At 33.1% G+C, this 17288-nt stretch carries 15 protein-coding genes, 2 tRNA genes and 1 riboswitch; of the genes, 6 read left to right on the top strand and 11 right to left on the bottom strand.

Features of this window, described 5'->3' with window-relative positions; translation table 11 throughout:
- Window positions 1-24 precede the first annotated feature (24 nt).
- The 3 genes from DU428_RS02320 (at window position 25) to DU428_RS02310 (ending at window position 746) form a co-directional block, all read left to right on the top strand.
- Window positions 25-98, top strand: a tRNA-Asn gene (locus DU428_RS02320).
- A gap of 230 nt (window positions 99-328) precedes the next feature.
- Window positions 329-463 (top strand): Arm DNA-binding domain-containing protein, encoded by a 135-nt coding sequence (locus DU428_RS02315; protein WP_317047492.1) that lies wholly within the window; start codon window positions 329-331, stop codon window positions 461-463.
- Between the two features lie 210 nt (window positions 464-673).
- A tRNA-Lys gene (locus DU428_RS02310) sits at window positions 674-746 on the top strand.
- Window positions 747-836: 90 nt separating this feature from the next.
- Here DU428_RS02310 and DU428_RS02305 read toward each other — a convergent pair.
- The 5 genes from DU428_RS02305 to DU428_RS02285 form a co-directional block, all read right to left on the bottom strand.
- Window positions 837-1709 (bottom strand): hypothetical protein, encoded by an 873-nt coding sequence (locus DU428_RS02305; RefSeq protein ID WP_113965714.1) that lies wholly within the window; start codon window positions 1707-1709, stop codon window positions 837-839.
- A 54-nt stretch (window positions 1710-1763) separates the two neighbouring features.
- On the bottom strand, window positions 1764-2171 hold the full coding sequence (locus DU428_RS02300; protein ID WP_113965713.1) for a DUF6557 family protein: 408 nt from the start codon (window positions 2169-2171) through the stop codon (window positions 1764-1766).
- Between the two features lie 20 nt (window positions 2172-2191).
- On the bottom strand, window positions 2192-2632 hold the full coding sequence (locus tag DU428_RS02295) for a hypothetical protein (protein WP_113965712.1): 441 nt from the start codon (window positions 2630-2632) through the stop codon (window positions 2192-2194).
- A 27-nt stretch (window positions 2633-2659) separates the two neighbouring features.
- Entirely contained in the window at window positions 2660-3373 is a 714-nt protein-coding gene (locus DU428_RS13505) for a 5' nucleotidase, NT5C type (protein ID WP_243633435.1), read from the bottom strand.
- A 234-nt stretch (window positions 3374-3607) separates the two neighbouring features.
- Entirely contained in the window at window positions 3608-3958 is a 351-nt protein-coding gene (locus DU428_RS02285) for a hypothetical protein (protein WP_113965711.1), read from the bottom strand.
- 209 nt (window positions 3959-4167) lie between these two features.
- Window positions 4168-4265, bottom strand: a riboswitch (SAM-I-IV-variant riboswitch).
- A 200-nt stretch (window positions 4266-4465) separates the two neighbouring features.
- Between DU428_RS02285 and DU428_RS02280 the strand changes: the two genes are divergently transcribed.
- Window positions 4466-5401 carry a metallophosphoesterase gene (locus tag DU428_RS02280; RefSeq protein WP_113965710.1) on the top strand — a complete coding sequence of 312 codons (936 nt, stop codon included), beginning with the start codon at window positions 4466-4468 and terminating at the stop codon, window positions 5399-5401.
- 121 nt (window positions 5402-5522) lie between these two features.
- On the opposite strand, the gene DU428_RS02275 is transcribed toward DU428_RS02280, so the two are convergent.
- A complete protein-coding gene (locus DU428_RS02275; RefSeq protein ID WP_113965709.1) occupies window positions 5523-7562 on the bottom strand; it encodes a response regulator in 2040 nt (679 codons plus the stop codon).
- A gap of 229 nt (window positions 7563-7791) precedes the next feature.
- Between DU428_RS02275 and DU428_RS02270 the strand changes: the two genes are divergently transcribed.
- The gene (locus tag DU428_RS02270) at window positions 7792-8133 is read left to right on the top strand and encodes a cupin domain-containing protein (protein WP_113965708.1); all 342 of its coding nucleotides are present in this window, start codon (window positions 7792-7794) and stop codon (window positions 8131-8133) included.
- Between the two features lie 78 nt (window positions 8134-8211).
- Here the strand turns inward: DU428_RS02270 and DU428_RS02265 are convergent, their stop codons facing one another.
- Entirely contained in the window at window positions 8212-9807 is a 1596-nt protein-coding gene (locus DU428_RS02265) for an FMN-binding glutamate synthase family protein (RefSeq protein ID WP_072348037.1), read from the bottom strand.
- Between the two features lie 496 nt (window positions 9808-10303).
- Between DU428_RS02265 and DU428_RS02260 the strand changes: the two genes are divergently transcribed.
- On the top strand, window positions 10304-11758 hold the full coding sequence (locus tag DU428_RS02260) for a sodium:solute symporter family protein (protein WP_072348039.1): 1455 nt from the start codon (window positions 10304-10306) through the stop codon (window positions 11756-11758).
- 131 nt (window positions 11759-11889) lie between these two features.
- Here DU428_RS02260 and DU428_RS02255 read toward each other — a convergent pair whose 3' ends face one another.
- From DU428_RS02255 to DU428_RS02240, 4 genes are read right to left on the bottom strand one after another with little or no spacing between them, the layout of a single operon-like run.
- Window positions 11890-13179 carry a phenylacetate--CoA ligase family protein gene (locus tag DU428_RS02255; RefSeq protein WP_113965707.1) on the bottom strand — a complete coding sequence of 430 codons (1290 nt, stop codon included), beginning with the start codon at window positions 13177-13179 and terminating at the stop codon, window positions 11890-11892.
- Complete coding sequence (locus DU428_RS02250) at window positions 13176-14855, bottom strand: C45 family autoproteolytic acyltransferase/hydolase (RefSeq protein WP_072348042.1); 1680 nt, start codon at window positions 14853-14855, stop codon at window positions 13176-13178. The genes DU428_RS02255 and DU428_RS02250 overlap by 4 nt, the downstream gene beginning before the upstream one ends.
- Window positions 14856-15731 (bottom strand): cupin-like domain-containing protein, encoded by an 876-nt coding sequence (locus tag DU428_RS02245; RefSeq protein ID WP_113965706.1) that lies wholly within the window; start codon window positions 15729-15731, stop codon window positions 14856-14858. It lies immediately after the preceding gene.
- Between the two features lie 14 nt (window positions 15732-15745).
- Window positions 15746-17284: a phytoene desaturase family protein gene (locus DU428_RS02240; RefSeq protein WP_113965705.1), complete on the bottom strand. Its 1539-nt coding sequence runs from the start codon at window positions 17282-17284 to the stop codon at window positions 15746-15748.
- Between the last annotated feature and the right edge of the window lie 4 nt (window positions 17285-17288).

Genomic DNA, 17288 nt, shown 5'->3' with positions numbered 1-17288 from the left:
TGCCCTCGCAAACGCGAATAACACTCCTCCTTAGCTCAGTTGGTTAGAGCATCTGACTGTTAATCAGAGGGTCCTTGGTTCGAGCCCAAGAGGAGGAGCAAGTTAGGCAAAGCCTTTACAGAAATGTAGAGGCTTTTTTTGTTTTATACCCTTTTGTTCCTGCATTTGTAGCTCCTTTCAAGTTTTTAGCAATTTTCAAGATATACTTTGTTTTTGTAGGAAAATGAAGTGTTTAAGGTATCCAATTAGGTATCCCATTAAAAAAAGCTAGGTATCCCATTTCAATCTGAAATCTATGCCAATTGTTTAACTAAAAAAACAGTTGGAAATGAAGCAACAAACAATGTCAGTTTTATTCTATTTGAATAAAGCTAAAACGAACCAAAAAGGAGTATGTCCAATTTACTGTAGAATAACATACTTAAAAGAACGAAAACAATTTTCTACAGGAGGAGCAAGTTAGGCAAAGCCTTTACAGAAATGTAGAGGCTTTTGTTTTTTATATTACTTTTTGCTTTTTAGGGCTTAGTTTTTTAAACGATCTTTATTTTGATTAAAATTAAGGTGTGATAAGGGTGAATTTAGTGCTGAAATAGAATTTATTATTGATTATTTCTATTCTTTATTGTTTTTTTAATAAAAGGTTCTATCTTTGCACCCTCAATAACAAATTGACCGGGTAGCTCAGTTGGTAGAGCATCTCCCTTTTAAGGAGAGGGTCCTGGGTTCGAGCCCCAGCCCGGTCACAAAAAACTAGCCTCGATATCATCATGATATCGAGGTTTTTTATTATTACTAGGTTCTTTCGAAATGATTAAACAGTTTGTGATATCCTATTAATAGTATTTTTTAGCAATCTCATCCCATAATTCATCCACATCACTTTGCTTTTGTTCACGATAAAGTCTCTCTCTTATTTCTCTATTCTTTTCTTTTTTAGATGTTTTATTTTTTTTGGGGTTTATGCTCAATTTGTAACGATCAATTATTTCCATTAGTTCAGGAGTTAATAATGTCCTGTCTATGGCTTTACCAGCTTCTTTAATGCGAATCTTTTCGTTATTGTCTAAAATAATCCAAATATCCCCATCCATATATTTGTTATAAGATGGATCTGTAAGGATGCTTTCCATAGTATCTGCAATGCCTTTATGCGTCGATTCTAACATGAGGTCGGAATATCTTATTCCATCAGCAGTTTTATTCCTCTTAACAACCTTATTGTAATCTTCGATCATCCAAACGATGTGTATGTCTTTTAAATCATAGCTTTTATTAGTTAAACTAAAGGACAGATTAATATAGTTTATGGCATCACCAACTTTATCTAAAAAGATGAGGTTGGGTTTATTGGTTTTATCGCTTAATGCAATTTTAGAGGATAATTCACGCGGCATTCCTCTATTAAAATCTGGATGGTCACTTAACGCGTTAAATGACTTAGTTATATCTATAGGATCTGACATATCAAGTGCTTTAATGTCTAGTTTATTCATTCTTTTAGCATAGTTTAACGCTTTTTCAGATTTTAAAACGTCTTTAAAGCCTCGCTCGTAGCCAAATACCTCCCCTTCTATATTAAGTAGCTCCTCTACGACTTCTTTTTTCTTGGTTCCCAAAGCACCCATCATAATAACGGCGGTATTGTTTTTTGGGTAATCTACACCTCCTAGGGTGATACGGTTGTTTGTTTTGTCCGTTTTTTTCATAATTTTATTTTTGTTGGTTAATAATTAATTTTGTTAGTTAATACGCGCACTTACTTACCGTTTGAGTACCTTTTGTATCTCTTCTTCTGAAAAACCTACAAAAGTCATTTCGTAAAGACAATGAACCACAATTTCCTGTACTGAGAAATTATCTAAACTCTCTTGGTAAATATCCATTCCTAACCATTGTGTCCAGGGTGTAAATTCTATGCCTTGCGGATAAGTTTCTTCTTTGGTTTTTGGATGTTTATGCAGACCGGAAACCTCAAAGTAGTCATCATCTTCATCCGTTTCTTTTGTAATTATAATGGCGAAATTAGTTTCTTCAGGCTGCATCTTTTTTAATCTTTCAAAAACCATTTCATAGCCTTTTATATTTTCTTCGGCTTCAGGATAGATTTCTAAAAACTTAGCAGATACTTTTTTCCATGTATGGTTTTGTACGAGTTCTTTTAAGGTCATAGTTTCTTGGGTTTTAATGATTAATTTATAAGTATCAATAATTCCTCAGGCTTTTGTAAATAATAGTCTATAGGCATAAGTGTTTTTGTTTTGCTTTTAAGGCGAATGAGCTCTGTGATAAATGCATTTTCATCAGACAATGAGGTGCAGGTCAAATAGCTTATAGAGTTCATGCCATTTTCCTTGAAATGAGCTATATGGGAATTATTTTTATTGATTTTATGAATGAAGTAGTCTATACTGTTTTCATTAAATAAACTTCGGATTTCTTTATAGCGATCTAGTAAGGATTCTAGTTTTCTATTTGTCGATTCTTGAGCTTGCTTAAAATACCAAGATTGACTATCTGCGTTTGCAAGTTTTCGATTTAAGGTGGCATATTCCATTAGTATAGATGCAAGTGTTGATTCGCTTTTCTTCTTTAGAATGATATTTTCAATATTTTTAAGGCTTACTTTCATATTTTATTTTGAATTCTTTAAAGTGAACTAGTGAGCTAGGTTTTTCATATAAGAAATTACAGCTTTCCAGTCGAGGAAACCTTTTCCTTCTGCAGCGAAGTGAATATGTTTACCTGTAAAGTTACCGGCTCCATTTGCTGTTCTGTCATCTATAAGGAAATCTCCTTTTGCTAAGTTTTTATGATGTGAAAGTATTAACCTTTTGTAAGCCGCGTCAGGTAAATGTTTTTTCACCCAATAAAGCTTATCTGTCCAAGCCGTTGGATTGTCCCAAGGCGCAGTAGATAAGATATAGGTGTCAAAGTGCTCACATAACCACCTATATCCCTCAATAGCGCCTTCATTGGGCTCCATTAAAGAGAAGATTCCAGGAACGTCGTCCAAATGCCCTTCATATTTCACTTTGTCTTCTTCTGAAATTCTATCAATACCCGATTGAAAATTCACCAACACGTTATCCATGTCAACAAATACAGTTTGTTTTGCATTTCTACGCTTTAATTCTAAGAGTTCTTGGTAGTTTTTACTCTGTCTAACTACTTCTTCACAGAATTCAAAAGAAGTGTTGTCTTGTGCGTATCCTGAATTTCCTAAAGGATTAACCCCAAAAGCTTCCCTCTTTTTATTAACTCTCGTGGTGTAATCTTGATTCATTGGGTTTTTTCCCCTTGCTCTATCTTTATGATCTGAAATAGAGTCTAACATAAAGTCTGTTTCTTCATCAAATAAAATTCTATGCAATTCCTTGACTTGGGTTTTGAAATCTGTAGGACTTTGTTGAAATTTTCGTAATTTTTCAATTTCCCTATCAGTTAAGAATTCTTAATAATTGTGGATGATTTTTCCGATGGTTAGTATTTTCATAGTTAGTGGGTTTAAAGGTTTGTTGGTCTTATTTTAATTGTAAGCTCCTGGATAGGATATACCTCCATCTACGAAATAGGAGTTTTTAAAATCTGAATAAATGAAATCAAATTAAAGATCACTATGCTTAGGTGAATTTCTTATTATCGCTTCACAGAATTTTTTTGAACTGTCACCTGTGCTATAGCCATTTTTTGTTAGCGGACTAACACCTAAAGCTATACGTTTCTTATTCATTTCGTCGGTATATTCTTGATTCATTGGGTTTTTCCCTTTTGCTCTTTCAGACTTGTCCCAACTAGAGTCGTACATCCAATCGGTTTCTTCTCCAAATAATAATTCTTGAAGTTTTGAAGCATTTGTACGACCACTTACATAAAAGTCAAATACTTTTACATAAGTAGAATCTCGCAGTAAGTGTCTGTGTTCATTTAATAAATCGTTGAAAGTTAAATTAGTCATAGTTATGTAGGTTTAAATTAATTCATGGTTTATGCGTATGCGATATAGCTAGACCACAAGGGATCTATACAAGCACAGGCTTCATTTGAGAGCGTTTCACAACAGAAAGCTAGCTGTTCTTGTTAGAACTTAGGGTTTCTGAACATACGGCTCATTATGTTTATTAGTTTATAATAAACACGTTGTAATAAAATCAGTAAGAAATTGGGATGTTGACATACTTTTCCTAAAAGTTAGGCTCATTGTTTTTAGCACCTTCGCCTGCTAGGGCAGGTTGCTATCACCTCTGTGATTCTTAATGAGAGTTCTCAATATAAGAAATAAATTTTAAAAGTCCTACTTTTTTGTAAGAAAATTCGTTTTAAATGTGTTTTTTAGGGATGCTTTATGCCGATTTGTTTAGAACTTATAAATATTGAAATCAAAGAGTAAGTTCCTTTGTAATTTTTCTACTGGATGTTTATATTCATCCTTTATAAACGAAAACTAACAACCTAAAAATAAAAAATGATTGATTTAATTGGAGATATTCATGGCCATGCAGATGAGCTAGAAATGTTACTTAAAAAGTTAGGATATACTAAGGAATACAAGTTTTATTCCCACCCAAATCCTGATAGGAAAGTATTATTTGTGGGCGATTATATTGATAGGGGACCAAAAAACAGAGAAACTTTAGAAATTGTAAAGCAAATGGTAGATAATGGAACTGCCATAGCCCTAATGGGTAACCATGAATATAACGCGCTTTGTTTTCATTTGAAAGATGCCAACGGAGAGTATTTAAGAGAACATTCAGAAAAAAACATCCAACAACATATCAAAACAATAGAACATTTTAAAGACAGGCCAAAGGAATTTAAAATGTATTTAGAGTGGTTTAAAACCTTGCCTTTGTTTTATGAAACAGAAACTTTTAGAGCCGTTCATGCTTGTTGGGATTATAATAGTATTGATTATCTCAAAAAGAATCTCGAAAACAACAAGCTTACAGATGCTTTTATTCGTGAATCGGAAACTGAAAAAGGAGCATTGTACAGAGCGATTGAAAATACCTTAAAAGGAAAAGAAATTACAATTCGAGGTGAGGGATTCTTAGATAAGTACAAGCATCGTCGGAATGAAATGCGATTTAAATGGTGGGAAGACTTAAAGAATAAGACCTATAAGGAAATGAGTGTTCAGGAAATTAAAAATCTTCCAAACATAAAAATTGATTCAACATCCATAAAAGATAATAACTATTACAAAAAGGATGATAAGATGGTCTTTTTTGGTCACTATTGGTTGGAATTCAAAGATGGTGAAGAGCCAGCTGTATTTAGGGATAATATTTGTTGTTTAGATTATAGTGTGGCTAAAGAAGGGCATTTAGTAGCTTATACTTTTGATGACGAATTAACTTTAGATAATAAAAATTTTACTTATGTAAAGAATACTTAATAACTTAAGTGAATATGGAGCTCTGCTTCCTCTAATAGGAGTGGAGCGTTTTTTAAATTAAGGTTGCTTTTAAAGAACCTAACTGTTTTCTAATCTTCTTATATTAGACTTTATTCTTAACTCAATCCAATTTTTCAGAAAAGTATTTTGTTAATACCTGGTGTAGTTTATCTTTAGATAGAGGTTTGGTTAAATAGTCATTCATTCCTATTTCTAGAGATCTGCTAATTGCATTTTTTGTAACATCTGCAGATAAACCTAGTATTAAAACTTCTTTATTTTCCTTTCTAATTATTTGGGTAGCTTCAAAACCATCCATAATAGGCATATGAATGTCCATTAATATTAAGTGGTAGCTATTGTTTTTTACTTGCTCAATGGCTTCGACACCATTTAAAGCTTTATCAGATTTAACTCCAAGTTGTTTTAACATTTCTGCTAAAACTAAAATATTCACCTTGTTGTCATCTACGATTAAAACGTTCAGGTTGTTAAAATAAATATCTTTATGCTCTAAGGTTTTATTTACTTCAGATTTAGAAAGTGTAAAAGGTATTTCAACAATAAACTCTGCTCCTTGATGTAGTTTACTTTCTACAGAAATAGTTCCGCCCATAAGCTGCACAAGTTGATTACTTATAGAAAGTCCTAATCCACTACCTTTATGTTTTTTCTTTAAGCCTACATCTATTTGTGTAAACCTTTCAAAAATGCTTGTTAAATTAGCTTTATGAATACCTAGGCCAGTATCTTTGATTCTAATTTTAACGTATAATTTATCGTTAAAGACTCTTTCTTCATATTTAATTTTAGCACCTCCCCTATTTGTAAATTTTAAGGCGTTTTTAATGAGGTTTATAAGCACTTGGTTGTATTTTCCTTCATCACCTACAACCATATTGTTAGACTTGCTTATGAACTCTAAGTCTAAGTCTAGGTTCTTTTGCTTGAATTTGTTTTCGTATTGGCTAACGGTAGAAGCTATTTCTTCTGAAGGGTTAAATACTTGATTAAACAGCTGGATTTTTCCAGATTCAATTTCATCTATTTCTAATACATTGTTTACTAGTGATAATAAGTTTTTTGATGACCTATCCATTAATTTTAAATATGTTTTGTTAATCTCTACGTCTTTAGAGTTTTTTAGAATTTGAATGAATCCAAGTATAGCGTTTAATGGTGTGCGTATCTCATGACTCATATTGGCTAAAAAAACTGTTTTTGCCTCGGAAGCTTTTTCGGCTTTTTTTCTTTCTTTAGTCAGTTTCTTATTGGATTTCTTTAACCTTCTTAATACTTTAATAACTCTAAGGCTTTCCGTTTTTGCTTTTAAATAAAAATAGATTAAGAGGCTTAATAAAGTTGACAAAGAAACACCAAATATGAGCATATTTATTATAGACTCATCATTGTTTTTGGCAAAGGATGCTGGTGTTGGACTTATTTTTAATGTCCATTGTTGTTTGTCTAATTTATCAATTGTAAAGTTTTTCGAGAATGAAGATTCATTATCTAGTACATCATGTAAACTTGCGTTATGGCTATAAAATAAAGTGCCATTTTCATCTTTAATCTCAATAGTATAATCAACCAAGTTTTTGGTGATTTCATCAAGATTGTTTTTAAAGTCCATTCCAGCGGTAATTGTACCTTGAAATCGATTATTATAATATACAGGGACATCAACTAAAAAAGCATTCCCACCTTGTGTGAGTGCTGCCCATGGAGTAATATTTGTAGAACCCTCCTCTTTATGTTTTAACCATTCCCCAATCCGATAATCAAACTTAGAAATGTCAAGACCTATTGCAGCTTCATTTCCTTTTATTGGATTGACTCTTCTTATGATCATAGTGCTATCAATCCACTCAATAAACTTAAAAGATTTATCCTGTTTTAGAATGATCTTTGCTTCGTGATCCCAGTACTCAAAGTTTCTTCCATCACTTACTTCTAAACGATATTTTAAGTTTTCTAAAACTTGAATATCGTATTTAATTATGCCATTAATTTCTTGAATTAAATTTCGTGCAGAATCTTCTATTTGGTTAGTTAATTCAAATCTACGTTCATGGTTATATCTATTCCAAATAAATAGAACAATTAGATTGAGAAAAATAAATGCACCAAGGGCAATAAAAAACTCCTTTCTTTTAATCATTAGGGATGCAAGGGTTTGTATAATCCTTTTAAAAACTCTAAAAAAGATTGTATTACCCTAAGTTAACATTTTTTTATTTAATGAAGAATAGATTTAAAATATCTTTTAAAGAATTTAAGTTGTATATTTTATAGTATCAACTTTATCTTCTCGAAAAACTAATGGATTCTATTTGAGAATTTCTTATTTTAGGTAATTAACAAAAGAAAATTAACTTAAAACATATATTATGAAAGTAGCATCACTAGTAACTAGTTTAGAGTATAATGAAACAAGGCCTGCTGTGCAGGTTTTAATGGAAACAGATAGTAGTAAAGAGATTCGAATTGCCTTTAAAAAAGGACAGATTATGAAAGAACATAAAACACCTTTTCCTATTGTGGTTGAAATTTTTGAGGGTGCTATAGATTTTGGTGTGCATGATACTATTTACAATCTGAAGAAAGGAGATTTAGTTGCTCTAGATGGTAATGTGCCTCACAACTTAAAGGCTATTGATAATAGTATAGTTCGCTTAAGTCTTTATACACTAGATTCTGTAAAACGCGTGGAAGGTGTTGCAAAACAATAATAAACGAGTATAATTTAAAAAGCCTGCTTCTTAATTTTAAAGAAGCAGGCTTTTTTATATCCTTTAATCAAGAATAGATTATGGGTGTATTCCCCAGCGTGTTTTATCTGCGTATGCGAAGTCTAATTTATACTTTTCAGGGATATCTCCTTTTAACATTGCTCCATCTTTAATAGATGGGAAAAGTTCTTCGTAAGTAATCATATCGTTTAAAGAAACACGTCTGTAAATATGAGAACGAGTTAAGTTTCTTGTTTCATCTACACCAGTAGCACCTAGAAGCTCTACAAAGTTCTTAATTGTTTTTTCGTGGTAGTTTGCTACACGAGTTTTCTTATCCTCAGGAACCAATCCAACAGTTAATTTAGGATCTTGCGTTGTAATTCCTACAGGACATTTGTTTGTGTTACAAAGTAAAGCTTGTATACAACCTATAGCCATTTTCATTCCACGTGCTTGATAACATCCGTCAGCTCCTAATGCAATAGCACGAGCAATATGGAATGCCGAAGTAATTTTACCAGAAGCAATTAATTTAATGTGCTTTCGTATTCCCATTCCGTTAAGAATGTTATGCACAAAGTCTAATCCGTCAATTAACGGAGCACCAACGTAGTTGCTAAACTCTGGTGGTGCAGCTCCAGTTCCTCCTTCACCACCATCTACAGCGATAAAGTCAGGGTAAATATCTAATTCAACCATTGCTTGGCAAATAGAAATGAACTCACTCTTATAACCAATACAAAGTTTAAAACCAACTGGTTTTCCTCCAGATAAGTCTCTTAATTTCTGAATAAACTTCACCATTTCTAATGGTGTGTTAAAAGCTGAATGATATGGAGGTGAAACAACTTTTACGTGTGGTTTTATATGTCTGATTTTTGCAATTTCTTCAGAGTTTTTCTCTGCAGGAAGAATTCCTCCGTGTCCAGGTTTAGCTCCTTGAGAAATTTTAAGCTCAATCATTTTAACATTAGGATGCTGCGCTTTTTCAGCAAAAAGCTCCTGGTTAAATTCCCCTTCTTCTGTACGACATCCAAAGTAACCTGTTCCAATTTGCCAGATTAAATCCCCGCCATGTTTTAAATGATAGTGACTTAAACCACCTTCTCCTGTATTGTGAGCAAAGTTTCCAATTTTAGCACCTGCGTTTAAAGCTTCTACAGCGTTAGAACTTAATGCTCCAAAACTCATTGCAGAAATATTTAAAATACTCGCAGAATAAGGTTGTTTACAATCCTTATTACCAATCATTATACGTGGATCGTTATTGAGTGTATTGAAAGCTTTAGGTGCTATAGAATGGCAAATCCACTCGTAGCCTTCCGCATATAAATCTAATTGTGTTCCAAAAGGAATAGTATCACGAACGCCTTTTGCTCTTTGGTAAACAGTTGAGCGGTCAACACGATTAAATGGACGACCATCAATATCAGACTCAATAAAATACTGGTATAATTTAGGGCGAAGTTCTTCCAATACATAACGTAAACGACCTACCACAGGGTAGTTACGCATGATGGTGTGTCGCGTTTGGGTTACATCGTAATATCCAACTATTGTTAAAAATAATACGATTGCAAAAATCACATACCAAAAAGGACTTAAGTAAAATCCTAATGCAAATGTTATCAAGAGTGCAATCGTTGATATAATATAAAAGTTAGTTCTCATAATCGAATTTTAATGATTCAAAGTTATATTTCAAAATTAGAATTATAGCTATCTTATAAATTAGTATTGATTTTAGAATATCTGCAAAATTAGTAAATATAAAAATGAAATTGACAAATTTTAACCTTGCTTTATTGAGAATTTCATTTTATTCACTATATGTGTTATTTAATAAAGAAACTTGTTCTAAATAGTGGCTTTGTGTCGAATATTTTTTGAAAACAAAGCTTTTTATAAACAAACTCATAATAAGGATTTTGCTTTAGAAATATAATATATTTAAAATGCTTAATACATGATAATAAGACTATTATGTGTGTGTTTCTTATGAGGGTATTGTTGTTGAAATAACATTTTCTTGTTGAAAAAGTATAGTGAAAGATATATTTGAATACAATTTGAAAAGTCTTAACTTTTTGAAGGATTTTTAAAAAAGGAGGGATGTATTAAGAAAATCTTAGATTTGTAATTCTTAATCCAGATCGAAACACTATCTATGCACAGAACTACTCTAACCATTAGCTTATTGGCAATTTATGTTATTGCTATTATTGCAATTGGCTTATGGAATAGCAAAAACGATAATAGCGAAGATTATTTTTTAGCTTCTAGAAAGTTACCCGCTTGGTTATTGGCAATTACCTTTATAGCATCTTGGTGGGGTGGAGGTTCTGCAATTGATTTGGTAGATCATGCTCATAAAAACGGATTGAGTTCCTTTTGGATTTATGGTGTTCCTGTTTTGATTGCCACTGCCTTAATGTATATGTTTTCTAAAGGTATCCGGAATATTGGAACCATTTCACAGCCAGAATTAATGCGGGAGAGATATAATAATACAGTAGCTTTATTACTTACTGTCTTCATCATCATTTTTATGGTAATTGCTTCGGCAGTACAGGTTATTGTTATTGGTAGGTTCTTTCATGCTTATTTTGATATAGGTTATGCGAATGCTGCCATTTTAGGAACCCTAATTGTATTAGCTTATTCTATGTTTGGTGGTTTCAAGGGAGTCGTTCTAACAGATTTACTGCAATTTGTGTTTTTCCTATTTACAGGAATTTTCTTGTTTTATCTGAGCTATTCGCAGTCTGGCGGTATGGAGTTTGTAAAAATAAATGCAATAGAAAATGGTAAAGAAGGCTACTCTTCTTTCTTTTCAAATGTAGCGGATAATTTAGCCTATGTTATAACTTTTGGAACTTCTTGGATGATACAGGCTAATATTTGGCAACGTATTTCGGCAGCAAAAAAAGGATCGGATGCTAAAAAAATGATGCTCATTAGTTTTCTTGCGTTTATACCATTGTACTTTATGGTAACTTATACAGGAATGTTTTCTTCTGTACTTTACGAAACGGTTCCAGAAACAGGAATTATACCAGATATGGTAAGTAAATTAAGCAGTCCTATTTTAAGTGCTATTCTTTTTGTTGGGCTATGTTCCGCAATTATGTCTACTATGGATTCACTAATAAACACAGGGGCTATGTCTTTAACGGTAGATGTGTTTCAGAAATATATAAAACCAAATGCCAAACCAAAAGTGGGTGTTTTTGTAGCTAGAGTTTCAACTGTTGTTATGGCTGCCATTGCACTTTTTATAGCTTTAAGAATTCAATCGGTGCTTACTATTTCTTGGATAGCTTCCGACTTTCTTACTAGTGGTGCTTTTGTTCCGTTGGTAATGGGTTTTCTTTGGGCTCGAGGTACTTCAAAAGCTGCAACGGTTTCCATGTTGTTCGGTTTGCTGTTTGCAAGTTATAATCTTAATGTAGCTTTGGGTGCAGATCTTCCTGTTGCTTGGGAAATCGCTTCCGCCAAACAGGCTATCATTGGTATTGCTATTTCTTTTATTCTTTATGTATCGGTTAGCTTCCTAACCCCAATAGATACAGAGAAAAGCCGAAAGTTTATTCGTAAGGCTAATGTTTTTGGGAAATATTAATTCTCTAGCGTTGTACTCGCCATCTACAATAATGGTTTTAATCATTTTTTTAATCTATGAAGTATAAAATTAAGGTTATCTATTGAGTTATTTATAGGGAGGTATTTAAATTAAACGTTGCGATCTTAGAATTATACGCGCTTATCTATTACAAGAATAGGTTTTCGGCTCATTTTAGGAAATTGTAACTTTTGAATTTCCTTTTTATCATGAAATTCTATTTTTGGAGCTACACGAAGTTTCGCTCTAAAGTGATCTTTTATATTTTGTAACAACTTTTCGGAAGTAGCTTTAGCAGCTATTTTTATTAAAATTTCGTCTGTACCAATTTCGTTATGTGAAATTTCAATAATATAACTATCCACTTCATTAAAGTCGTTTAAGATATTATTCATTGCAGGAGGATACAAAGTCGTTCCTTTGTATTTTATCATCTGCTTTTTTCTTCCAACTACAGGACCTAGTCTTAGCGTGTTTCTGCCACAAGAACAAGCTTCTTTATGTGCAGAAACCATATCGCCAGTTTTAAAGCGAAGCAAAGGCATTCCTTCAACACCAAGGGTGCTAATGGTTAGCTCGCCAACTTCACCAGGAGCAACCGGATTGTCTTTTTCATCAAGTATTTCAACAATAATTAATTCTGGATGATGATGCCCTCCTTGTTGCTGTTCGCATTCTGTAAAGGCGGTGTTCATTTCGGTGGAAGCGTAAGTAGAATATAATTCTATATTCCATTTTGCTTTTATTTTTTGCGATAAGCTGTTTAAAGAGAAATCCTGTTCTCGTAAAGGTTCGCCTATACAAATAGCTCCTTTTACACCCGAATTATTTAAGTCGATATCATGCTGTTCTGCATGTTCTATTAGTTTTAATAAGAATGAAGGAACTGCAATTAAGTAACTTGGTTTGAATTTTAAAATAGAATCCCATTGCAACTCCGGAATTCCAGCGCCAACACGAATAATTCCTGCACCTAGTTTTCTTACTCCAAGAAAATAAGCCAAACCAGCCATAAAACGTCTGTCTATGGTGGTCATAAGTTGTAAAACATCTTCTTTGTTAACGCCAGCACAAGCAAATGAAATAGCTTCATTATAAGCTAAACGTTCTAAGTCGTTATCTGTTAAAGCAAAAGTAACAGGGTCTCCTAAAGTTCCAGAAGTAGTTACATAATCTATAATTTTACTTTTTGGAACACATAAAAAATCATCGTTGTATTGTTGTAACTGATCTTTTGTTGTGGTTGGAATCTTCGTTAAATCCTCCAACGTTTTAATAGAATGAACGTCAATATTATTTTCTGAAAAGACAGTTTTGTAATACGCAGAATTTTCGTTTAAATACGCTAATAATTCTACTAACTTTCCTTCTTGAAAAGCTTTTATTTCTAGGGTGGATGCTTGCTCTATTTTAGGAATCATATATTTAATTTCCTTCTTAATTTCTTGATATACTTTTCCAGGTTTTCTTGGTCTGGAATAGTTGTGACTTCTTTTGTTATGGCTGTTTCAAACGCTTTTAAAGCTGCTGTGTAATAGCCTTTTTCGTAATAATATTTTCCAACAAGATAATATACTTTCCAGTATTCTGGATTTAATTTTTGTATTTCAGAAAGTTTTTTGGGACTAAGATGTTGGTCTTTTCTTGTTGCCTCTTGAAGCTTTTTGCTTAGGACTCGGTATTGTTCGTAGTTTTTATAAACTTCCGTAAACTGAAAATCATCTGCTTCAATGGTTAATTCTGGTTTGTAAAGTTTTTTATCGGAAGAAGGTGTTTCATTGAAAATTTCTTCTAAATCATAAGCAACAAAAGCTCCTAATTGATACGGATTGGAAGATACCCAAACTAGAAGTTCTTCTGGTTTAAAAACCACTCCGTGATGTGCTAAAAGTTGGTTTAAAGCTTTTTCGTTTCCGTAACCAATAGCTTTGTCTTGCAAGCCTTCTTTGTTTCTTAAAATCTCTACAGCTCCTTTAACCGTTAATTTTTCAGAAGTATTTAGAAGCTCCTCCATGCGCTCATAACGGTATTGCGAATGGCTTTCTGCTTTGTGTTTTATATTGTTTTTGTCTTCCGCGTAAGCGTCGCTTTGAAAATGATTAGAGCATACAAGTTGGTTAGAATTAGCAACTTCATAAACACCAAAGTTTTTCGGCGAAACCTCAATCGTGATTGCTTTTTTGTCTTTTGCACTTCCAACAAAAATAGATTCGGATACAAAAACCTGTCGCTTTTTTGCAATGGCAATAGCCTCGTCAATTGTTGAAGCGTACTGCAAAATTTCGCGGGTAAGAACAGAGATGGGCGTTTTGGCAATCCACGGAATTTTAGATTTCCCTGCATTGATTGTAACGGTTAATCCGTGCTCATTCATTCCAGAAACTACCCCAATCATTCCTGCCCAAGTAACCGACATAAATTTATGTCCTTGTGTGGGGTTTACAAAGGATATAATTTTATTCTTAGCAAAAGCATCTCCTGCATAAAAGTCAAAATTCCTACCGATAATTAGTTGTCCGTCTTCAGTTTTATCACCCCAAGCAGCAAATGAGGAACAGCCTACCAACATTAGGTCTTGCATGGCGTGACCAATATCATGCGCGCCATGTAAATACAAAACCCTCAAATAGTTTTCTGCTATATGATCGTATTTGTTAGAGGCGTATTTTGAAAGTCCTAAAATTTCTGCTTTGTATTCTTCAGGAACATGTAGGTACATTTTTCTGTTGTAAAAGGCTAGAAACTTTCGGAGGATATATTGCTTGAATTTAGAAGGAACTAATTCATTCACTTTCCCTAATAAAGCATGTTCTTGTATTTTGAATAAATCTTGTGTTAGTAGTCCAGCATTTAATCCCAATTGGTATGGATCTCCTTCCAAATACAACTCGTAAGTACCGAATTTGTTTTTAGTAAAATAGTTGTTTTTGGTTGTAAAAGTAGAGTCGTTAATCTGTATTTTTTCTGAAACGGAAGCATCGTAAATACTTACATCTGGAAAATCTTTAATTGATTTTGATACACCACAGGAACTTAGTGCTTGAAGTAGCGCAAGGGAATAAAATATTTTTTTAAATACAGAAAAAGAAAGCTTCATTTATTTTAGTTTCTCAAGGTTTTTGTGAGTGTTTTTAATAGCTTTTCGGTTTTTATAATCTAACCATTTCTGACCTCTAAGTTTACGCATCAGGTTTTCAAAATGACGCATAAAAAATACATTATACATCATGTTTAAAGCTGTTTTAGGGTTTTTGCTAAAAGCTCTTAATGTCATAGAAAAACCCCCGTCAAGATATTCTACAAAATGCCAATATCCACTCGGCATATACAGTGCGTCGCCATGTTTCATTTCTACTTGAATTCCTTCGGCATATTTCAGGGCTGGGAATTTTTTGAAATCTGGATTTGCCATATCTATTTCTTCTAAATTGTGCACGGTAAAAGGAATTCTGTATAAATATTTTGTTTGTTCGGGTGAAAATAAAGTGATTCGTTTTGTTCCGTGAAAATGAAAATGTACCAGGTCTGCTAAATCCATATCATAGTGGGCTAAAACCTGAGAACCTTTGCTTCCGAAGAATAAAACAGGTAATCGTTTAAAGAATTTTAAACCAATATTTGGGTATTTGAAATCCTGACTTAAAACTGGCATTTTCTTCATGATGTCATAAAAGAAAATTCGTAAATCTGTTGGTTGGGTTTTTAATATTTCGATATAATCATACAGCTTCATTTCTGTAGCTGGTTCGGCAGATTTTTGTTTGCCTTTGGTTGCTTCGTTATTATATAAAGGCACTATTTGATCTCCTGCAAGCGATTGTATATAGTCTAGATTCCACTTTTCAAAAGCATCCCATTCTTTGGTTAGATTTTCTATTAGCACAGGTCGCTGGGGCTTATAATAGTTATTTATAAAATCCTCTTTGCTGATATCTTTTACACGTTCAATATTTGATAACTTAAATTGTCCCATAGCTTACGGTTTTGCTAAACTTCGTGTTTATTAGACTCTAAAATTTTATCTAGTAAATAATCTTTTCCAAGAATTTCTGAACAGGTATTTATAGCACTTATGGTTACTCCTAAAATACCGTGCATATTTAAACTTTGACCCGTAAGAAATAAATTTTTGATTTTAGTTCTTGGGGAAAGTAGCGAATGTAAAGGCTTGTTTACATCTTTTACATAAGCGTACATTGCCCCTCTATCGCTTCCTATATAATCTCTGTAGGATAATGGCGTTGAGGTGTAGTAAGCTTCGATGCAATCTCTTATGTTTGGGAATTTTTTTTCTATTTCGTCAATAAGAATTTCTGCCTTTTCTTTTTTGAATTGCTCGTAGGTTTGTCCTCGTTCATTTTTATTTACGATGGTGTTATGCGTGTCTTCCCATGGCAGTAACTCGTCGTAATTCATGTAGGTCATTACAGAAATGGTTTCACCATATTCCGCTGTATTATCTTTTATTCCCATTGAAAGCATATAGCCTTCTGGCCAGCTTTCTTGCGAGTAATGGAGAGAATCCCAAATTTTAGTTTCATCTTTAAAATGGTAAAAGTTTTTGTTTTGATATTTGAAACTGTTCGGTTTTAAAACAATATAAAGGCTGAAGGCCGCAATGGTGCTTTCAATTTTTTCAATTCTGTTGGTATAAGATTTTTTGAATTTATCTTCTCCAACCATTTTGATGGTAAGCTTCGGTTCGATATTAGAAATGAATAAATCTCCTTTAACTTCTACGCCGTTTGTGGTACTTACCGAAGTGATTTTACCATCTTCATAATTAAATTTCGAAACTTCATGACGTTTAAAAGCGTCTCCGCCATGTTCTCTCACTCTTTTAAGGAGTGTTTTAGTTAACTGACTCCCTCCATTTACAACTCGGTAGGCGCTTTGTATATAAGAGTTGGTGGATAAAGCATGAACATAAAAAGGAGTTCGGTTTTTATCACCTGCATATAAATAATTGGTTCCTGCTAATACCGCTTGTAGTTTTTTGTTGTTGGTAAAAGAGTTTATATAATCTTTTGCTGGAAGCTCAAAAATCTCTGCATCATCGTAATATGGCTTTCCTTTTTCAAGAGAATATAATGGGAATTTTTTACAGGTTTCCTGAAGTTGTTTGCTGTACATTTTGATGCCCTTCTCTTCTTCAGGAAAATCTTCTAAAAGGTTTTCTACAAAATTATCATGTCCTTGGGCATGTCTGTATTCTTTTGGGTCTCCATCAAACGAAATGATATCAAAACCATCTTCATCCATTTTATGTAGTTTGATTCCTTGAAGAATATCTAGGTATTTAAAGTATTGATGCAGATTTTGCCCTTCGCTTAGTCCGCCAATATAATGCACACCGGTATCAAAAATTGTTTTATTACGAACAAAGGTTTGTAAGTTTCCGCCAAATTGATTGTTTTTTTCAAGCACACAAACCTGCATACCTTCTTTAGCAAGAATGATTGCAGAAACCAAGCCGGCAAGACCACTACCTACTATTACCACATCGTAATGTTCTTTGTACTTCAAGGTT

The sequence above is a fragment of the Oceanihabitans sediminis genome, assembly GCF_003337215.1.
Classification (GTDB): domain Bacteria; phylum Bacteroidota; class Bacteroidia; order Flavobacteriales; family Flavobacteriaceae; genus Oceanihabitans; species Oceanihabitans sediminis.
This window is presented reverse-complemented; position numbering and strand designations above follow the sequence as displayed.

Excerpts from the sequence above, each read along its gene's own strand:
- DU428_RS02295 (WP_113965712.1), bottom strand. The coding sequence starts at position 2,632 with ATGAAAGTAAGCCTTAAAAATATTGAAAATATCATTCTAAAGAAGAAA.
- DU428_RS02280 (WP_113965710.1), top strand. The coding sequence starts at position 4,466 with ATGATTGATTTAATTGGAGATATTCATGGCCATGCAGATGAGCTAGAA.
- DU428_RS02315 (WP_317047492.1), top strand. The coding sequence starts at position 329 with ATGAAGCAACAAACAATGTCAGTTTTATTCTATTTGAATAAAGCTAAA.
- DU428_RS02300 (WP_113965713.1), bottom strand. The coding sequence starts at position 2,171 with ATGACCTTAAAAGAACTCGTACAAAACCATACATGGAAAAAAGTATCT.
- DU428_RS02305 (WP_113965714.1), bottom strand. The coding sequence starts at position 1,709 with ATGAAAAAAACGGACAAAACAAACAACCGTATCACCCTAGGAGGTGTA.
- DU428_RS02250 (WP_072348042.1), bottom strand. The coding sequence starts at position 14,855 with ATGAAGCTTTCTTTTTCTGTATTTAAAAAAATATTTTATTCCCTTGCG.
- DU428_RS02255 (WP_113965707.1), bottom strand. The coding sequence starts at position 13,179 with ATGATTCCTAAAATAGAGCAAGCATCCACCCTAGAAATAAAAGCTTTT.
- DU428_RS02285 (WP_113965711.1), bottom strand. The coding sequence starts at position 3,958 with ATGACTAATTTAACTTTCAACGATTTATTAAATGAACACAGACACTTA.
- DU428_RS02270 (WP_113965708.1), top strand. The coding sequence starts at position 7,792 with ATGAAAGTAGCATCACTAGTAACTAGTTTAGAGTATAATGAAACAAGG.
- DU428_RS02260 (WP_072348039.1), top strand. The coding sequence starts at position 10,304 with ATGCACAGAACTACTCTAACCATTAGCTTATTGGCAATTTATGTTATT.
- DU428_RS02265 (WP_072348037.1), bottom strand. The coding sequence starts at position 9,807 with ATGAGAACTAACTTTTATATTATATCAACGATTGCACTCTTGATAACA.
- DU428_RS02275 (WP_113965709.1), bottom strand. The coding sequence starts at position 7,562 with ATGATTAAAAGAAAGGAGTTTTTTATTGCCCTTGGTGCATTTATTTTT.
- DU428_RS02245 (WP_113965706.1), bottom strand. The coding sequence starts at position 15,731 with ATGGGACAATTTAAGTTATCAAATATTGAACGTGTAAAAGATATCAGC.